The sequence below is a fragment of the Spiribacter aquaticus genome, from assembly GCF_007625215.1.
GTDB lineage: Bacteria > Pseudomonadota > Gammaproteobacteria > Nitrococcales > Nitrococcaceae > Spiribacter > Spiribacter roseus.
On sequence record NZ_VMKP01000003.1, the window covers coordinates 62,784 to 79,981 of the forward strand.

A 17,198-nucleotide genomic window follows, 5' to 3' on the forward strand; every position below is an offset into this window, starting at 1 on the left:
GATGCGATTGAATACACTCCGCCCGGCGCCGGGCTCACGGCCCGACGCCGAGCGCGTTGGCCGGGGCGCGGGCTCCGGCATGGGCAAGACCGCGCGCCGTGGTCATAAAGGGCAGAAGTCCCGCAGCGGCGGCTTCCACAAGGTCGGGTTCGAAGGCGGCCAGATGCCGCTTCAGCGGCGGGTGCCGAAGGTCGGCTTCAACTCGCGCAAGGGGCAGTACGTCGCCGAGGTCCGGCTCCACGAGATCGGCCAGGTCGATGGCGACGAGGTCAACCTCGACACCCTGCAGGCGGCGGGTGTCGTCCCGCGCAATGCCCGGGCGGCCAAGGTGGTCCTGTCCGGCGAGGTGCATCGGGCGCTGACGCTGCGCGGAGTCCGCGCCACCGCGGGCGCCAGGGCGGCCATCGAGAAAGCCGGCGGCAAGGTCGAGGTATAAGTGGCTGGCCCCTCCGCCAACGCGGGTGCCCTTGGAGGCATGGGCCGTCTGACGGAAGTCCGTCAGCGGCTGACGTTCGTGGTGATCGCCCTGGTGATCTATCGCCTCGGTGCGCACATCACGATACCCGGTATCGATCAGGGCGCACTGGCCGACATGTTCGAGCAGCAGTCGGGGACCATTCTCGACATGTTCAACATGTTCTCCGGCGGCGCGCTGGGAAGGCTGTCGATTTTTGCCCTGGGGGTCATGCCCTATATCTCGGCATCGATCATCATGCAGCTGATGTCGGCCGTGGTGCCGTCCCTCAAGCAGCTGCGCAGCGAAGGCGAGCAGGGTCGGCGTGTCATCACCAAGTACACGCGCTATGGAACGCTGGGGCTTGCCCTGTTCCAGGGGATCGGCATCACCGTCGCCCTGCAGAACCAGGGCGTGGTGCTAAGCCCGGGGCCGATGTTCGTGTTTGTGGGTACGACCACGTTGGTCACCGGCACGATGTTCCTGATGTGGCTGGGTGAGCAGATCACCGAACGCGGCATTGGCAATGGTATCTCGCTGATCATCTTTGCCGGCATCGTGGCCGGGCTGCCGTCGGCGCTGGGGGGCACGCTGGAGCTGACCCGCACCGGCGAGCTGGGCATACCCACGGTCCTGGTGCTGCTGGTACTGGCGGTGGGGGTGATCTGGTTCATCGTGTTCATGGAACGCGGGCAGCGGCGGATCACCATCAATTACGCACGGCGCCAGCAGGGTCGTAAGATGTATGCGGGGCAGACCAGTCATCTGCCGCTCAAGATCAATATGGCGGGTGTGATTCCGGCGATCTTCGCCTCCAGCATCATCCTGTTCCCGGCCACCATCGGTCAGTGGTTCGGGGAGATGGAGGGACTGTCCTGGATGCAGCGGCTGGGCCAGACACTGAGCCCCGGGCAGCCCCTGTACATCGCCTTCTACGCCGCGGCGATCATCTTTTTCTGCTTTTTCTATACCGCGCTGGTGTTCAACGCCCGGGATACATCCGACAACCTGAAACGCTCCGGCGCTTTCATTCCCGGTGTGCGGCCCGGTGAGCAGACTTCGCGGTATATCGACAAGGTGATGACGCGTCTGACATTGGTCGGCGCCGGGTACATTACGGCGGTGTGTCTGCTGCCCGAGTTCCTGATCCTCTACCTCAACGTGCCCTTCTATTTCGGGGGGACTTCGTTGCTGATCATCGTGGTGGTGGTGATGGACTTCATGTCGCAGCTGCAGGCACACCTGGTATCGCATCAGTACGAACCACTGATGAAAAAAGCTAATCTGCAGGCGCATGGCCGTGGTGGCGGCAGCGGCCTGGCACGCTGAACAGGAAATTTGGAGACGGGACGATGAAAGTACGTGCCTCGGTTAAAAAGATCTGCCGCAACTGCAAGGTCATCAAGCGGGGCGGCACCGTGCGGGTGATCTGCACCTCCGACGCCCGCCACAAGCAGCGTCAGGGCTGATGGCGGCGCATATCTTGAATGCAAATGGGTGATCTGGTTATACTGCCGGGTTTCCGAGTGAAAAGAATAATCCTGGAGTAACGGCTCATGGCCCGTATTGCTGGCGTCAACATTCCCGCCAACAAACACGCAGTAATTGCGCTGACCTCGATCTACGGCATCGGCCGGACGCGGGCAGCGGACATCTGCAAGGCAGCGGATATCGCACCTGACCGCAAGGTCCGGGAGCTCACCGACGATGAGCTCGAGCGCGTGCGCGCTGTCGTCAATGAATATGCTGTCGAGGGCGATCTGCGTCGGCAGGTGGCCATGGACATCAAACGACTGATGGACATGGGCTGCTACCGCGGCATCCGCCATCGGCGTGGCATGACAGTCCGCGGTCAGAGTACCCAGACGAACGCCCGGACCCGCAAGGGACCGCGTCGCGCCGTCACCCGTTAACGCAATAGCAGGACAGGTTTTAAATGGCCAAGCCAACCACCCGCACCCGTAAGCGCGTCAAGCGCACGGTTGTCGATGGCATCGCGCACGTCAACGCGAGCTTTAATAACACAGTGATCACGATCACCGACCGCCAGGGCAATGCACTGGCCTGGGCGAGCGCCGGCGGCAGTGGTTTCCGCGGGTCCCGCAAGAGCACACCGTTCGCGGCGCAGGTCGCCTCCGAGCGTGCCGGCGAGTCCGCCAAGGACTTCGGGCTCAAGAACCTCGAGGTGCGGGTCAAGGGGCCGGGCCCCGGTCGCGAGTCAGCCGTGCGCGCGCTGAACAACGTCGGCTACCGCATCACCAACATCGAAGACGTGACGCCCATTCCGCACAACGGATGCCGTCCGCCCAAGAAGCGCCGCGTCTGACCAGGGGATTCTGAACATGGCACGTTACATTGGACCGACCTGCAAACTCGCCCGCCGCGAGGGGACAGATCTATACCTCAAGAGCGGGGTCCGCCCGCTCGACAGCAAGTGCAAGCTCGACACACCGCCGGGCCAGCACGGCCAGCGTCGCGGACGACTGTCGGACTATGGGCTGCAGTTGCGGGAAAAGCAGAAGGTTCGCCGTATGTATGGCGTGCTCGAAAAGCAGTTCCGCAAGTACTACAAGGAAGCCGACCGGCGTAAGGGCAACACCGGCGAGAATCTGCTGCAGCTGCTCGAGACGCGTCTCGACAACGTGGTCTATCGGCTCGGTTTTGCAGCCACCCGTGCTGAGGCGCGTCAGCTGGTGGCGCACCGGGCGGTTCTCCACAACGGGCGGACCACCAACGTGGCGTCGGCCGAGGTCAAGCCGGGAGACGAGATCGCGATCCGCGATCGGGCGCAGAAACAGCTGCGCGTCCAGGCGGCCCTCGAGATGGCCCAGCAGAATGGCGTGCCGGAATGGCTCGAGGGCGACGCCAAGAATTTCAAGGGAACGCTGAAGCAGCGGCCGGAGCGTGCCGAGCTCGCCGCCGAGATCAACGAATCCCTCATCGTCGAGCTTTATTCCAAGTAGTGACGCGGTCAGCGTCACTACCGATCAGGAGTGGTATTCATGCAGGGTCAGTTTAAGGACTTCCTTAAACCCCGGGTGGTTGAGGTGGATGCGGTCAGCGATAAGCGTGCCCGCATCATCCTTGAGCCGCTTGAGCGCGGTTTCGGACACACGTTGGGGAATGCGCTACGCCGGGTTCTCCTTTCTTCCATGCCGGGCTATGCGGTCACCGAGGTCGAGATCGACGGGGTGTTGCACGAGTACATGGCCGTGGATGGGGTGCAGGAAGATGTCGTCGACATCCTGCTCAACCTGAAGGGACTGGCGGTGCGGCTCTCCGGGCGTGAGCAGGCAACGCTGCGGCTCAGCAAGAAGGGTCCTGGGACGGTAACCGCCGCCGACATCGCCGAAGAGTCCAACGTCGAGGTCAAGAATCCCGAGCTGGTGATCTGCAACCTCACCAAGGCCGGCGAGATCAACATGTCGATCACCGTGGCCAGCGGTCGGGGCTACGAGCCCGCCACGGCGCGCGATCCCGAGGAAGAGCGCACCATCGGCCGGCTGGCCGTGGATGCGACCTACAGTCCGGTCCGGCGTGTGGCCTATAACGTCGAGAGCGCGCGTGTCGAACAGCGGACGGACCTGGATAAACTGGTCATGGACGTCGAGACCAGTGGCGTGATCGAACCCGAGGAGGCAGTGCGCCTCGCGGCGGGCGTCCTTCGCGACCAGATGTCGGTGTTCGTCGACCTTGAGGGCGGCGAAGGCGCGGATCAGCCGCGACGCAAGGAGCCGGAGGTTGATCCGGTCCTGCTGCGGCCGATTGACGATCTCGAGCTGACGGTGCGGTCCGCCAACTGCCTGAAGGCAGAGGACATTCACTACGTCGGTGATCTGGTTCAGCGCACCGAGGTGGAATTGCTCAAGACGCCGAATCTGGGCAAGAAATCACTCAACGAAATCAAGGAAGTCCTGGCACAGAACGGGCTTCAACTCGGTATGCGTCTTGAGGGCTGGCCGCCGGCGAGCCTCGAGAACGGCAACCGGGCCATGGGTTAAGGGGATAGACAGATGCGTCATCGCAAAGCCGGACGAAAACTGAATCGGAACAGTTCCCACCGTCAGGCCATGTTTCGCAACATGTCGGCGTCGCTGTTCGAGCATGAGGCCATCCGCACCACGCTGCCGAAGGCCAAGGAGCTGCGTCGCATCGCCGAGCCGCTGATTACGCTGGCGGGCAATGACACCACCGCCAACCGGCGCTTGGCGTTCTCGCGGCTGCGCAACAAGGCCATCGTCAGCAAGCTGTTTGACGAGCTGGGCCCGCGGTATCGTGAGCGCCCCGGAGGCTACCTGCGGATCCTGAAGGCCGGGTACCGTGCCGGCGACAATGCGCCCATGGCGTTCGTCGAGCTGGTGGACCGGCCGGTGGTCGAGGCCGAGGAAGAGCGCGAGGACGTCGCCTGACGCGGGCGCCCGCCTGATCGAAGGCCCCATTGGGCCATCGTTGCAGAAAAGCCGCCAGCAGGCGGCTTTTTTGTGGGCATCCGTCGTGTGCGTAGGGTGCGCGATGCAGTTCTGCTAGACTGCCGCGTTAAATGCTGATGGAGGAGTCCCATGAAGACACCTGTACGTGTAGCGGTCACCGGCGCCGCCGGCCAGATCGGTTATAGCCTTCTGTTTCGCATCGCCTCGGGCGATATGCTGGGGCCGGATCAGCCGGTGATCCTGCAGCTGCTCGAGGTTCCACCCGCGATGGACGCTGTGCAGGGCGTCATCATGGAACTCGATGACTGCGCATTCCCGCTTGTGGCCGGGCTCCAGGCCAGCGACAAGCCCGAGGAGGCGTTCAAGGACGCCGACTACATCATGCTGGTGGGCGCCAAGCCCCGCGGCCCGGGCATGGAGCGGAAGGACCTGCTCGAGGCCAATGCGGCGATCTTCTCGACCCAGGGCCAGGCAATGAATGCCGTGGCGAGTCGCAACGTCCGTGTTCTGGCGGTGGGCAATCCGGCCAACACCAATGCCCTGATCGCCCGGCATAACGCCCCGGATCTGGATCCGCGCTGCTTCACGGCAATGACCCGGCTGGACCACAACCGCGCCCTGGCGCAGCTCGCCAACCGGACTGGCCGCCATGTCACCGACATTGAACGGCTGACGGTCTGGGGCAATCACTCGGCCACTCAATACCCCGATGTCAGCCATGCGCGGGTGGACGGCAAACCTGCCATGGAGTGGGTGGACCAGGGCTGGCTCGAGGAAAGCTTCATCCCGACCGTGCAGCAGCGCGGTGCCGCCATCATCAAGGCGCGCGGACAGTCGAGTGCGGCCTCGGCGGCCAGCGCCGCCATCGATCACATGCGTGACTGGACGCTGGGCACCTCAGGCGACGACTGGGTGAGCATGGCCATTCCCTCCGACGGCAGCTACGGCATCGCCGAGGGGCTGATCTACTCGTTTCCGGTGCGCTGCGTCGAAGGCCGGTACGAGATCGTCCAGGGTCTGCTGATTGATGAGTTCTCGCAGGCACGCATGAATGCCACGGAGCAGGAACTGATCGAAGAGCGGGACGCGGTCAAGCACCTGCTTCCGTGATGCCGTTGGTGAGCATCGCCGCCAGGTAGTGGCCGGTATGGGACGCCGGCTCGGCGGCGACCGCCTCCGGCGTCCCGGTCGCGACAATACGACCGCCGCCGCTGCCGCCCTCGGGCCCCAGGTCCAGCAGCCAGTCGCAGGTCTTGATGACGTCGAGATTGTGCTCGATGACCACCAGGGTGTTGCCCTCGTCGCGCAGCCGATGCAGGACCTCGAGCAACTGCGCGATGTCGTGAAAGTGCAGGCCCGTGGTGGGCTCGTCGAGGATATAGAGCGTCTGCCCGGTGCTCTGCCGGGCAAGCTCACGGGCCAGTTTGATGCGCTGGGCCTCGCCGCCCGATAGCGTGACCGCGTTCTGCCCGAGCTTGACGTAACCCAGCCCAACCTCCTCGAGGGTGCGCAGCTTGCGCGCGAGGGCCGGAATGTTGGCGAACAGTTCCAGCGCCTCACTGACGCTCATTTCCAGCACATCGGCGATGGTATGGCCGCGATAGCGTATCTCCAGGGTCTCGCGGTTATAGCGGGCCCCCCGGCAGGTATCGCAGGGCACATAGACATCCGGCAGGAAGTGCATCGCGACGCGGATCACGCCATCCCCCTGGCAGGCCTCGCAGCGCCCCCCGCGGACATTGAAGCTGAATCGGCCCGGGCCGTAGCCGCGGGAGCGGGCCTCGGAAGTGGCGGCGAACAGCTCGCGCATGGGCGTGAAAAGCCCGGTATAGGTGGCGGGATTGGAGCGCGGTGTCCGGCCGATCGGGCTCTGATCAATCTCCACGACCTTGTCGAAATGCTCCAGGCCCTCGATGGTCTCGTAGGGTGCCGGTGTGGCGTCGGCCCGATTGAGTGCGGCGGCCGCGGCCGGGTAGAGGGTGCTGTTGACCAGTGTCGATTTGCCCGAGCCCGAAACGCCGGTGACCCCGACCATCAGCCCCGCGGGGAAATCCGCGTCCACCGCCTGCAGGTTATGGCCGCGGGCGCCGCGGATGCGGATCATGCGTGCCGGGTCGGGCACCGTCCGTTGCGTCGGTACGGCGATGTGGCGGCGCCCGGCCAGATAGTCGCCGGTGAGCGAGCCGTCGGAGGCCATCAGTGCCGTGGCCGTGCCGGCGGCGACGACCGCGCCGCCCTCGTGGCCGGCACCCGGGCCCATATCGATGATGTGGTCCGCGGCACGAATGGCGTCCTCATCGTGCTCGACCACGATCACGGTATTGTCGAGATCGCGCAGATGGCGGAGTGTCTCGAGCAGACGATGGTTGTCGCGCTGGTGCAGCCCGATGGACGGTTCATCGAGCACATACATCACCCCCACCAGGCCGGCGCCGATCTGACTGGCCAGGCGGATCCGCTGGGCCTCACCGCCGGACAGGGTGTCAGCGCTTCGCTCAAGGCTCAGGTAGTCGAGGCCGACGTTGATCAGAAACCGCAGCCGCTGGCCGATCTCGCGCAGAATGCTCTCGGCGATGGTGGCGCGCGCGCCGGTCAGATCCAGGGCCGCCATTGCCTCGGCGGCGCCGGCGATGGACAGGGCATTGATCCCGGCCAGGTCCTGACCGCCCACGGTGACGTGGCGGGCGGCGGCGTTGAGGCGGCTGCCTCCGCAGTCGGGGCAGGTGCGGCGGGTGAGGAACCGGGCCAGTTCATCGCGCACGGCGGTGGATTCGGTCTCGCGATAACGCCGCGCCATGTTGTGAATGATGCCCTCGAAGGGGTGCTCGCTGACCTGAGCGTTGCCGCGCCGTGCGCCGGCATAGTGGAAGCGGATCGGCGTATCGCCACTGCCGTACAGGAGAATGTCGCGGAGGTCGGCGGGCAGGGCCTGCCAGGGCGTGTCGATGTCAAAGCCGTAGTGTGCGGCCAGATCATTGAGGATCTGGGCATAGTAGGCATTACGCCGGTCCCAGCCACGAATGGCCCCGCCGGCCAGTGACAGTTCGGGGTGGGCGACCACCCGGGCCGGATCGATGAACTGCTCCACCCCCAGACCGTCACAGCTTGGGCAGGCCCCCTGGGGGTTGTTGAACGAAAAAAGCCGGGGTTCGAGCTCCGCAATGGCATAACCACACTCGGGACAGGCATAGCGGGCCGAAAACACGATCGACGGCGCCTCGGGATCGTCCATATCGGCGAGTTCGGCCACGTCCTCTCCCAGCGCCAGACAGGTCTCGAGGGAATCCGCCAGTCGCACCGCCAGATCCGGGCGGATCCGGAACCGGTCCACCACCACATCGATGCGATGGGGCGCCTGGGGATCAAGCGCGGGCACCTCATCCAGGTCCACCACCTGACCATCCACCCGGGCGCGCACAAAGCCCTGGTTGCGAAGGTCGGCGAACACCTCGCGATGCTCGCCGCGGCGTCCCCGGATGCGGGGGGCGAGCAGCATATAGCGGCGGTCGTCGGGCTGGGCGAGGATCTGGTCGACCATCTCGCTGACCGTCTGGGCCTGCAGGGCATGCCCATGGGTGGGGCAGTGCGGTGTCCCGGCGCGGGCAAACAGCAGACGCAGGTAGTCGTGGATCTCGGTGGCGGTCCCCACCGTCGAGCGCGGATTATGCGAGGTTGATTTCTGCTCGATGGCGATCGCCGGCGACAGGCCCTCGATGTGATCAACGTCGGGCTTGTCCATCATCGAGAGAAACTGCCGGGCATAGGCCGACAGCGATTCGACATAGCGGCGTTGGCCCTCGGCGTAGAGGGTGTCAAACGCCAGCGATGACTTGCCCGATCCGGACAGACCGGTGATGACGATCAGCTGGCCGCGCGGGAGCTTGAGGTGAAGGTCACGCAGGTTGTGCGTGCGGGCCCCCTCAATGACGATCGAATCCATGGGCTTCCTGTATCAGACAATTTGATAGTATAGCGCGCCAGTACTTACCTGACCGACAGGGGAACGCGTGCACCGCACAAAGCCATCCAGCGCCGGGGCGATGAACGGCGCGGAACGCCGGGCGACCGCCGGGCTGGCCACCATCTTCGGCCTGCGAATGCTGGGATTGTTCCTGATCCTGCCGGTGTTCGCGCTCTACGGCCCGCAGCTTGACGGCGCGACGCCGGCGTTGATCGGCCTCGCCATTGGTGCCTACGGCCTCACCCAGGCCATCCTCCAGATCCCCTTTGGCATGCTGTCGGACCGGATCGGACGGCGTCCGGTCATCGTGTTCGGGTTGCTGATCTTTGCCGTCGGCAGCGGGGTGGCGGCCGAGGCCGAGACCATTCACGGGGTCATCCTGGGCCGCGCGCTGCAGGGTTGTGGGGCGATTGCCGCGGCGGTGATGGCACTGGCCGCCGATCTGACCCGCGACCGTCAGCGCACCAAGGCCATGGCACTGATCGGCATCAGCGTGGGCGCGGCCTTCATGATTGCCCTGGTGGCGGGACCGGCGATTGCCGGTCAGGCGGGGCTTGGCGGGGTGTTCTGGGCTACCGCCGGGTTTGCGCTGCTGGCAGTGGCGCTGCTCTACGGACTGGTCCCCGCCGGCGGTGAGGCCACGTTCCGGCCCGAGGTCAATGCCCGCGCCGGCGGTCTGCCCGTGGTGTTGCGCAACCCTGACCTGCTGCGGCTCGACCTGGGTGTGCTGGTGCTGCATCTGATTCTTACCGCCAGTTTCGTGGTGCTGCCCGTGGTGCTCGAGTCACGCCTCGGTATCGCCGGTGATGACCATTGGATGGTGTATATCCCGGTGCTGTTGCTCTCGGTGCTGGGCATGGGCGCGATGATCAGTATCGGTGAGCGGCGCCGCATTCTGCATCGGCTGCTGGCGGTGGTCGCCGTGATCGTGATCGTCGCCGACCTGGTGCTGGCCGGTTTCAGTCATTCCCTGCCGGCGTTTCTGCTGGGGTTGTGGCTGTTCTTTGTGGGCTTCAACACCCTCGAGGCCAGCCTGCCCTCGCTGCTGACCCGGTTCGCCCCCGAGGGGCTGCGGGGCACAGCGCTGGGGGTGTACTCCACGGCCCAGTTCATGGGGGCCTTTCTGGGCGGTGTGCTCGGCGGCGCGATCCAGGGCGCCTATGGCACTGCCGCGGTATTCATTTTCTGCGCACTGGCGGCCGGGGTCTGGCTGATGGCCGCCATTGGCCTGAGCGCACCGGCGTCGTATCGCGAGGCCGCAACCACTGAAACGGAGACGACATGACGGACCTGATCCCGCCCTACGGCGGTACACTCAAGGACTTGAGACTGGATGACACCACCGCGCAGGCCCGCCGGACCGCTGCCGCGGATTACCCCAGCTGGGATCTCACCGATCGCCAGCTGTGTGACCTTGAACTGCTGGCCAATGGCGGGTTCTCACCGCTTGAGGGCTTCATGGGGCAGGCGGACTATGAGGGCGTGGTCAATGACATGCGCCTGGCCGATGGCACCCTCTGGCCCATGCCAGTCACGCTGGATGTCAGCGAGGCATTCGCCGAAACCCTCGGCGCCGGTGCGCGCGTCGCCCTGCGCGACCCCGAGGGGGTCATTCTGGCGATCCTGACCGTCGACGACATCTGGCGCCCCGATCGCGAGCACGAGGCGGAACAGGTTTTCGGGACCCGCGATGCGGCCCACCCGGCCGTGTACTGGCTGCGCGAGCACAGTCACCCGGTGTATGTCGGTGGCCGCGTGGAGGCGCTGGACCTGCCGGGGCACTACGATTTCACGCATCTGCGCCTGACCCCCGCCGAACTGCGTGAGCGCTTCCGGCGCGACGGCTGGCGCCGCATCGTCGCCTTCCAGACCCGCAACCCGATGCACCGGGCCCATGTCGAACTGACCTTCCTCGCCGCCCGTCAGGCCGAGGCCAATCTGCTGATCCACCCGGTGGTGGGGATGACTAAGCCCGGTGATGTCGATCACTACTCGCGGGTGCGCTGCTATGAGCATGTGCTGCACAAATATCCCGAGCAGACCACCGCGCTGTCGCTGCTGCCGCTCGCGATGCGCATGGGCGGCCCCCGCGAGGCGGTCTGGCACGCGATCATCCGCCGCAACTACGGCTGCACCCACCTGATCGTCGGCCGCGATCATGCCGGCCCCGGCAAGGACAGCAACGGCGAGGAGCTCTACGGCCCCTACGACGCCCAGGACATGGTGACCCGCCATGCCGACGAACTGGGTATCCAGATGGTGCCCTTCCGGATGATGGTCTATGTGCAGGAGCGTGCCGGCTACGCCCCCATCGACGAGGTCGACGAGGCCACGGAAACGGTGATGAACATCTCCGGGACCGAGTTCCGTCGGCGCATGCGCGAGGGCCTGGAGATCCCGGACTGGTTCGGCTATCCCGAGGTGGTCGAGGAGCTGCGCAAGACCTATCCGCCCCGGGCCCGCCAGGGCTTTACGCTGTTCTTCACCGGGTTGTCGGGGTCGGGTAAGTCGACCATCGCCAATGCCGTCATGGTCAAGCTCATGGAGCGTGGCGGACGGCCGGTGACGCTGCTCGACGGCGACCGGGTGCGCAAGCATCTGTCCAGCGAACTGGGGTTCTCGAAGGCGCACCGCGACCTGAACATCCGCCGGATTGGGTTTGTCGCCAGCGAGATCACCCGCAATGGCGGTGCCGCCATCTGCGCCCCCATCGCGCCCTATGCGGCCACCCGCGATGCTGTACGGGAAATGGTGGAGTCGGCCAATGGCGGGTTCCTTGAAATCCACGTCGCCACGCCACTTGAGGAGTGTGAGCGCCGCGACCGTAAGGGGCTCTACGCCCAGGCCCGGGCAGGCCGGATCACCGGCTTTACCGGCATTGACGATCCCTACGAAGCGCCCGAGACGCCGGCGCTGCGGATCGACACCACCGACTGCAGTGTTGAGGAGGCCGCCCAGCAGGTCCTGCTCAAGATTGAGGCGATGGGTTTCATCGATCTGGAGTGACCGGTTGTCGGTCGCCATTTGGTTGGCCGTCATGAACGGGTAGAGTGGAGACACATGGCGGGCGTCCAACCGGGCCCGCTTCATCAGTCAACGGAGGCAGTCATGGCGCGTGGAGTCAACAAAGTCATTCTCATCGGTAATCTCGGCGCCGATCCCGAGGTCCGCTACTCGGCCGCCGGCAGCGCCATCACCAATGTGCGGCTGGCGACCACTGATCAGTGGAAGGACCGTCAGACCGGCGAGCAGCAGGAAAAAACCGAGTGGCATCGCATCGTGTTCTTCGGGCGCCTGGCCGAGATCGCGGGTGAGTACCTGAAAAAGGGCTCGAAGATCTTCATCGAGGGCCGCCTGCAGACCCGCAAATGGCAGGGCCAGGACGGTCAGGACAAGTACACGACGGAGATCGTGGCCAACGACATGCAGATGCTCGATGGCGCCGGTGGTGGCGGCATGGGCGGTGGTGCCGGCGGCGGCATGAAGCAGTCCGCGCCCGCGGCAAGCCAGGAGCCGGCCCCGCAGACCGCTCCGGTGGACGACTTTGACGACGACATTCCGTTCTGAGTCTTCCGCACGTGGCAGTCGACAACACGAAACTCGGTTCCCGACTCAATCTGAAACAGACTTCTGATTTGCGCTCACATTCGCTCGCATGGGTGAAGGGTGGGTGTGTCCTATTGCTCGTGTAGCCGTATCCTTTTGGATACTGTCAGTTTATGATCGAGGTGAGGACAACGGAAGTCTTCGCCGACTGGCTCAAGCGCCTTCGAGATCCGCAGGGGAAAGCCGCCGTGTTGCGCCGGGTCGAGCGGATCGGGCAAGGCAATCCGGGTGATACAAAGCCAGTCACGCGATATCGAACAAGCGCAGGCACTGGCTAGAGAGGTCTGAGCCATGACCACTACACGGCTGTTCGATCCTGCGGAGTTCCTCGATGACGAGACAGTGATCGCGCATTATCTGTCTCAGACGTTGGCTGAGGGCGACACCGACGAGGTGCTTGAGGCGATCAATCACGTCGCGCGGGCGCGCGGCATGAGCGAGATCGCTGAGCAGAGTGGCCTCGGCCGCGAGAGTCTGTACAAGGCGCTGCGTCCTGGCGCCCAGCCGCGCTTCGACACGATTGCGCGTGTGCTTTGGGCGCTCGGTGTGCGTCTGGAGACGCGGCCCGTGCATGAGCAGCCCTTGGCCCTCGACGAGGCAGAAGCGTCCACCGGTGCGCGTTCCGGAGACGCGTGATCAGTCTCGCGGATCGCTATTGCGATTGCTCACCGAGCGCCGTCAGCGCTTCGCTGACCGACTCGACGATCGCCCGGCTGTCGCTGCCGTACTGCTCAGGATGGAGCGGCTCGCCGATCCGGATCCGAATCACCCCGTGACTCGGGATCAGCTGGCCGACGGGTAGCACTGTCTCCGTCCCCTCAATCCACACGGGCACGACGGGGACGGGATGCGCGGCCAAGAGCAGGCCGATGCCCGGCCGCAGGGGTTGCAGGGCTTCGTCCGTCCCGCGTTGCCCTTCCGGGAACCACACCAGGGAGTGACCGCGTTGCAGTGCCGCCGCCGCCAGCGCCAGACTGCGCTGTGGTGCCGCACCGGGGTCGATCGGCAGAATCCGCGCGACATGGCTGAAAGTGCGGCGCAGGGCCGATGAGAACAGCAGCCCGGTCCACCCCGCCCAGAACAACGGCTCCATCTGCCGGCGGGTCAGGCTCTCGGTGAGGGCGATGGGGTCATAGGCGCTGACATGCCGCGGGGTGATCAGGAATGGGCCGTCCTGCGGCCATGCCCCTTCCACCTCGATCCGGGCGAAGCGTCGATTGAGCTGCCGGCAGGCGCCCAGAGCCAGTCGGGCCGTGGCGTAGCGGAGTGGACCGCGGGGTGTGAGTAGGCGGGTTGATGATTCATCGAGCAGCGCCTCGGGGTCGGCCAGCTGCTTGGTCAGGGTTGTCGGTGCCTGTCCCTCGGCGGCGAGTGCCGCTGGATCGGCCTGGATCACTTCCTGGAGGAGGTCGCGAACGGTTTCCACCCGGCCAATCGCGGCATCATCGAGTTCGATACCGACCTGATCCCGCAGCGCCAGCCCCAGGTCCATCCATCCCAGCGAGTCGAGTCCCAGATCCTGATGGAGTCTGCTGTCTGGCGTCAGGCGCCTGTTCGCGAAGCGGCCGGCCAGGTATCGCCAGGTTGCCAGCGCGGCTTCATCGCCGAGCAGCGCCTGGTCTTCGGGTGCCATGGCCTCGGTGTCGATGGGCGCCTGGCGTGTCGCTGGCTGATCGCCACCGAGACGCTCGAAAAGGCGCGCCAGGTGAGGACGGCGCAGCTTGCCGAGGCGGGTCCGGGGCAGGGGATCGGCACTCAGGCGGACCTCGCCGATCGCATGATGGACGGGCAGATCAGTGCGGGCCGCCCGCAGCGCCGCATCGATCCGTGCCTGCCGTGTCTCCTCGCGATCATCCGTGTCGGCGGCAACGATCACCGCGGCGAGCCGGCCGTCGTGTGTCAGCACACCCGCCTCGCGGATGGCTGGTTGTGCGTTCAATACCCGCTCGATGCGCTCTGGATCGATGTTCTCGCCGCCCGCCAGCACCAGGGTGGACGACAGTCGCCCGCTGAGGTGCAGGTAGCCATCGCTGTCAATCCGGCCGCCATCCCCGGTGCGGAACCAGCCCTCGGCGTCAAAGCTCTCGGCATTGCTCACGGCGCCATGCCAGTAACCGGCGAAGACGTTGGGGCCACGGGCGCGCACCTCGCCGTCGACAATGCGCAGTGACACCCCGGGCAGGGGCCGACCGGCGGTCTCGAGGCGCGCCTCTCCCGGGGCGTTGAGGGTCAGGATCGGCGCTGTTTCGGTCAGCCCGTAGCCGCTCGCCAGGGTCCAGCCCAGCCCCTGCAGGCGTCGGGCGATGACCGGATCGAGGGCCGCACCGCCATTCACGGCCAGGCGCAATGCTGGCGCCAGGCGCTTCATCACCGGTCGGAACAGCCAGCGCCCCACCGGCCAGCCAAGCCGTGACTGGAGCCCCTTGCTCAACCCGACGGCGGCATGAAAGAGCCGCTGCCGCCAGGGCCGCCGACCGCCGAGGCGTTCCTCGAGTCGACTCCACAGCGCCTCGTAGAGCCGCGGCACACCCAGCAGGATGGTTGCCCGGCCCGCCCGCAGCGCCTCGGCAATACGCGGGCCCACCAGGGATCGCGGCAGGATCAGCGTCGCGCCAACGCCGAGCACCGTCAGCAGCCCCACGCTGAACGGATAGACATGGTGCAGGGGCAGGGGCAGCAGCACCCGATCGGCCGACCCGGCGATACGGGCCTCAAGCAGGGCACGGACATTACTGACCAGGTTGGCGTGGGTGAGCGGCACCCCCTTCGGCGGCCCGGTGGTGCCCGAGGTGTAGAACAGCGTGGCGATATCCCCGGCGGCGGGCTCGTCCCGCGGCGCCGGCGCCGTCGGGGCATCATCGGGCACCGTCAGGTCCAGCGAATCGAGCTCGATGATGGGCGCGGCGGTGGGGGAATCCGGCAGCGCGGGGCGTAGGGCCCGGGTGATGTAGATCCGCGCGGGATCGGCGTCGGTGATCACATGGGCCAGGTCATCGTAGCTCATCTGGGCATCCACCGGCACCAGTACCGCACCGTGGATCAGCGTGGCGAGGGCGATGACGATCCACTCGATGCTGTTGGGGGCCTGGATCAGAACCCGGTCGCCGCGGCCCAGTCCGGCGTCCCCCAGGGTCCGCGCATGGGCCTCAGCCATGGCCAGAAGGCGATCGTAGTCAACGGATACCGGCCCGGTGGCGGTGTAGGCGATTACCGCGGGCTGTTGTGCCGTCCCCGGTGTCGCCCGGATGAGGGCGGGGATCGTCAGGCCTTCGGCGTTGCCGTTCATCTCAGCGCAGTCCCCGGTAAACGGCATGATCGGCGAGGGCCAGCATCTCGGTGTCGCCATCGGTGTCGCCATAGGCATGGATCGGGTGGTAATCGGCCGGGTCGAGCAGTGACTGCAGGCGCACGACTTTCTCGGCCCCGCGGCAGTTGGGACCGTCCAGTTCGCCGGTGAGGCGGCCATTGCGGCGCTTGAGCTCGGTGGCGAGCAGTTCGATGCCCAGCGAATCCGTCCACGGCTGGATCCACTCGCGGACCGACGCGGAAATGACGATGACGCGATGCCCGGCCTGGCGATGCCAGTCCAGCCGCTGCCGGGCCTGGGGCCGGAGCAGGCGGTCCAGATGGTTGAGCGCATAATCCCGGCCCAGGGCCCGGAACGCCTCGTCGGTCATTCCCGCAAAAAAGTGCCGCAGCAGGTCGACCTTGGCCCGGTCGCGATGCACCACGCCCAGCGGCACGCCAAGCAGTCGCGGGGCCAGGCTGAGGCCGGCGCGCAGGCAGCGACCCAGGCCGAACTGGTGATAGAGCAGATCACTCAGCGTATCGCGTCGGGTCAGTGTGCCATCCAGGTCGAACAGCGCCAGCGGGCGGGGTTGGGTCATGACGGTTTCCCTGCAAATGGAACGGGCATTCTGCCGGCACTCTGGTGCGAATGTACATTCGCCATGGCCACGACTGGTCAGCGCGGCGCCGGGTGGGTAAAGTCTGAAGGTTTTCAGATCGACGCCGAGCCAAAGGAGCACATGCCATGGCAACCCCGCACATCAGTGCCGAACCGGGCGACTTTGCCGAAACCGTCCTCATGCCGGGTGACCCCCTGCGGGCGAAAGTGATTGCCGACCATTACCTCGAAGACGTGAAGACGGTGACCGACACCCGCAATATGCTCGGGTTTACCGGCCGCTATGGCGACACGCCGGTGTCGGTGATGGGCTCGGGCATGGGGATACCGTCGATGTCGATCTACGCCTTCGAGCTCTACACCCAGTACAACGTCGAGAAGATCATCCGTGTGGGGACCTGCGGCGGGATCAGCCCGACGGTCAAGGTGCGCGACATCATCGTGGCGATGGGCGCGTCCACCGACTCGAGCGTCAACCGCACCCGGCTCGCCGGCGACGACTTCGCCGCCATCGCCGATTACGGCCTGCTCGAGGCCACCGTCAACGCGGCCCGCAAGGCGGGCATTGCCCCGCAGGTGGGCAATGTCTTTTCCTCGGAGCTTTTCTACAATCCCCGCGCCAATTTCTTCGATACGCTGAAGGCCCACGGCATTCTGGCCGTGGAGATGGAAGCGGCCGGGCTCTACGGCGTGGCCGCCGAGACCGGCAAGCGGGCTGTCAGCGTGCTCACGGTCAGCGATCATGTCGTGAGCGGCACATCGACCAGCGCCGATGAGCGCCAGAACAGTTTTCACGAAATGATGCAGGTGGCGCTGGAAGCCGCCGCCAACGCGCACTGA

At 65.8% G+C, this 17,198-nt stretch carries 17 protein-coding genes; 14 read left to right on the forward strand and 3 right to left on the reverse strand.

What is annotated here, in order from left to right:
• Position 1: 1 nt before the first annotated feature.
• The 9 genes from rplO (at position 2) to FPL11_RS06790 (ending at position 5,994) form a co-directional block, all read left to right on the forward strand.
• On the forward strand, positions 2-436 hold the full coding sequence (rplO, locus tag FPL11_RS06750; protein ID WP_144347964.1) for a 50S ribosomal protein L15: 435 nt from the start codon (positions 2-4) through the stop codon (positions 434-436).
• A gap of 39 nt (positions 437-475) precedes the next feature.
• Entirely contained in the window at positions 476-1,783 is a 1,308-nt protein-coding gene (gene secY, locus FPL11_RS06755; protein ID WP_144347965.1) for a preprotein translocase subunit SecY, read from the forward strand.
• Positions 1,784-1,806: 23 nt separating this feature from the next.
• Positions 1,807-1,923 carry a 50S ribosomal protein L36 gene (rpmJ, locus tag FPL11_RS06760; RefSeq protein ID WP_069134058.1) on the forward strand — a complete coding sequence of 39 codons (117 nt, stop codon included), beginning with the start codon at positions 1,807-1,809 and terminating at the stop codon, positions 1,921-1,923.
• A gap of 87 nt (positions 1,924-2,010) precedes the next feature.
• Positions 2,011-2,367 (forward strand): 30S ribosomal protein S13, encoded by a 357-nt coding sequence (gene rpsM, locus FPL11_RS06765; RefSeq protein WP_144347966.1) that lies wholly within the window; start codon positions 2,011-2,013, stop codon positions 2,365-2,367.
• 23 nt (positions 2,368-2,390) lie between these two features.
• Positions 2,391-2,780 carry a 30S ribosomal protein S11 gene (gene rpsK, locus FPL11_RS06770; protein ID WP_069134060.1) on the forward strand — a complete coding sequence of 130 codons (390 nt, stop codon included), beginning with the start codon at positions 2,391-2,393 and terminating at the stop codon, positions 2,778-2,780.
• Between the two features lie 16 nt (positions 2,781-2,796).
• A complete protein-coding gene (gene rpsD, locus FPL11_RS06775; RefSeq protein ID WP_069134061.1) occupies positions 2,797-3,417 on the forward strand; it encodes a 30S ribosomal protein S4 in 621 nt (206 codons plus the stop codon).
• Positions 3,418-3,456: 39 nt separating this feature from the next.
• Positions 3,457-4,455, forward strand: a complete 999-nt coding sequence (locus FPL11_RS06780; protein WP_069134062.1) for a DNA-directed RNA polymerase subunit alpha — start codon at positions 3,457-3,459, stop codon at positions 4,453-4,455.
• 12 nt (positions 4,456-4,467) lie between these two features.
• A complete protein-coding gene (gene rplQ, locus FPL11_RS06785) occupies positions 4,468-4,863 on the forward strand; it encodes a 50S ribosomal protein L17 (RefSeq protein WP_069134063.1) in 396 nt (131 codons plus the stop codon).
• Positions 4,864-5,013: 150 nt separating this feature from the next.
• Positions 5,014-5,994, forward strand: a complete 981-nt coding sequence (locus FPL11_RS06790; RefSeq protein WP_069134064.1) for a malate dehydrogenase — start codon at positions 5,014-5,016, stop codon at positions 5,992-5,994.
• Here FPL11_RS06790 and uvrA read toward each other — a convergent pair.
• On the reverse strand, positions 5,975-8,824 hold the full coding sequence (gene uvrA / locus FPL11_RS06795; protein WP_144347967.1) for an excinuclease ABC subunit UvrA: 2,850 nt from the start codon (positions 8,822-8,824) through the stop codon (positions 5,975-5,977). The genes FPL11_RS06790 and uvrA overlap by 20 nt on opposite strands.
• 67 nt (positions 8,825-8,891) lie before the next feature.
• Here uvrA and FPL11_RS06800 point away from each other — a divergent pair, with 67 nt between their 5' ends.
• The 4 genes from FPL11_RS06800 to FPL11_RS06815 all read left to right on the forward strand — a co-directional run bounded on the left by FPL11_RS06800 (position 8,892) and on the right by FPL11_RS06815 (position 13,087).
• Complete coding sequence (locus tag FPL11_RS06800) at positions 8,892-10,130, forward strand: MFS transporter (RefSeq protein ID WP_235012714.1); 1,239 nt, start codon at positions 8,892-8,894, stop codon at positions 10,128-10,130.
• Positions 10,127-11,851, forward strand: a complete 1,725-nt coding sequence (locus tag FPL11_RS06805) for a bifunctional sulfate adenylyltransferase/adenylylsulfate kinase (RefSeq protein WP_144347968.1) — start codon at positions 10,127-10,129, stop codon at positions 11,849-11,851. The genes FPL11_RS06800 and FPL11_RS06805 overlap by 4 nt, the downstream gene beginning before the upstream one ends.
• Positions 11,852-11,953: 102 nt before the next feature.
• A complete protein-coding gene (ssb, locus tag FPL11_RS06810; protein ID WP_144347969.1) occupies positions 11,954-12,412 on the forward strand; it encodes a single-stranded DNA-binding protein in 459 nt (152 codons plus the stop codon).
• A 330-nt stretch (positions 12,413-12,742) separates the two neighbouring features.
• Entirely contained in the window at positions 12,743-13,087 is a 345-nt protein-coding gene (locus tag FPL11_RS06815) for an addiction module antidote protein (protein ID WP_144347970.1), read from the forward strand.
• A 16-nt stretch (positions 13,088-13,103) separates the two neighbouring features.
• On the opposite strand, the gene FPL11_RS06820 is transcribed toward FPL11_RS06815, so the two are convergent.
• Both FPL11_RS06820 and FPL11_RS06825 read right to left on the reverse strand, forming a co-directional pair.
• Positions 13,104-15,764, reverse strand: coding sequence for an AMP-binding protein (locus tag FPL11_RS06820; protein ID WP_235013474.1), 2,661 nt, complete (start codon positions 15,762-15,764; stop codon positions 13,104-13,106).
• Entirely contained in the window at positions 15,739-16,338 is a 600-nt protein-coding gene (locus FPL11_RS06825; RefSeq protein ID WP_144347971.1) for an HAD family hydrolase, read from the reverse strand. Before FPL11_RS06825 ends, FPL11_RS06820 begins: the two co-directional genes overlap by 26 nt.
• Before the next feature lie 146 nt (positions 16,339-16,484).
• Here FPL11_RS06825 and deoD point away from each other — a divergent pair, with 146 nt between their 5' ends.
• A complete protein-coding gene (gene deoD, locus FPL11_RS06830; RefSeq protein ID WP_069134072.1) occupies positions 16,485-17,198 on the forward strand; it encodes a purine-nucleoside phosphorylase in 714 nt (237 codons plus the stop codon).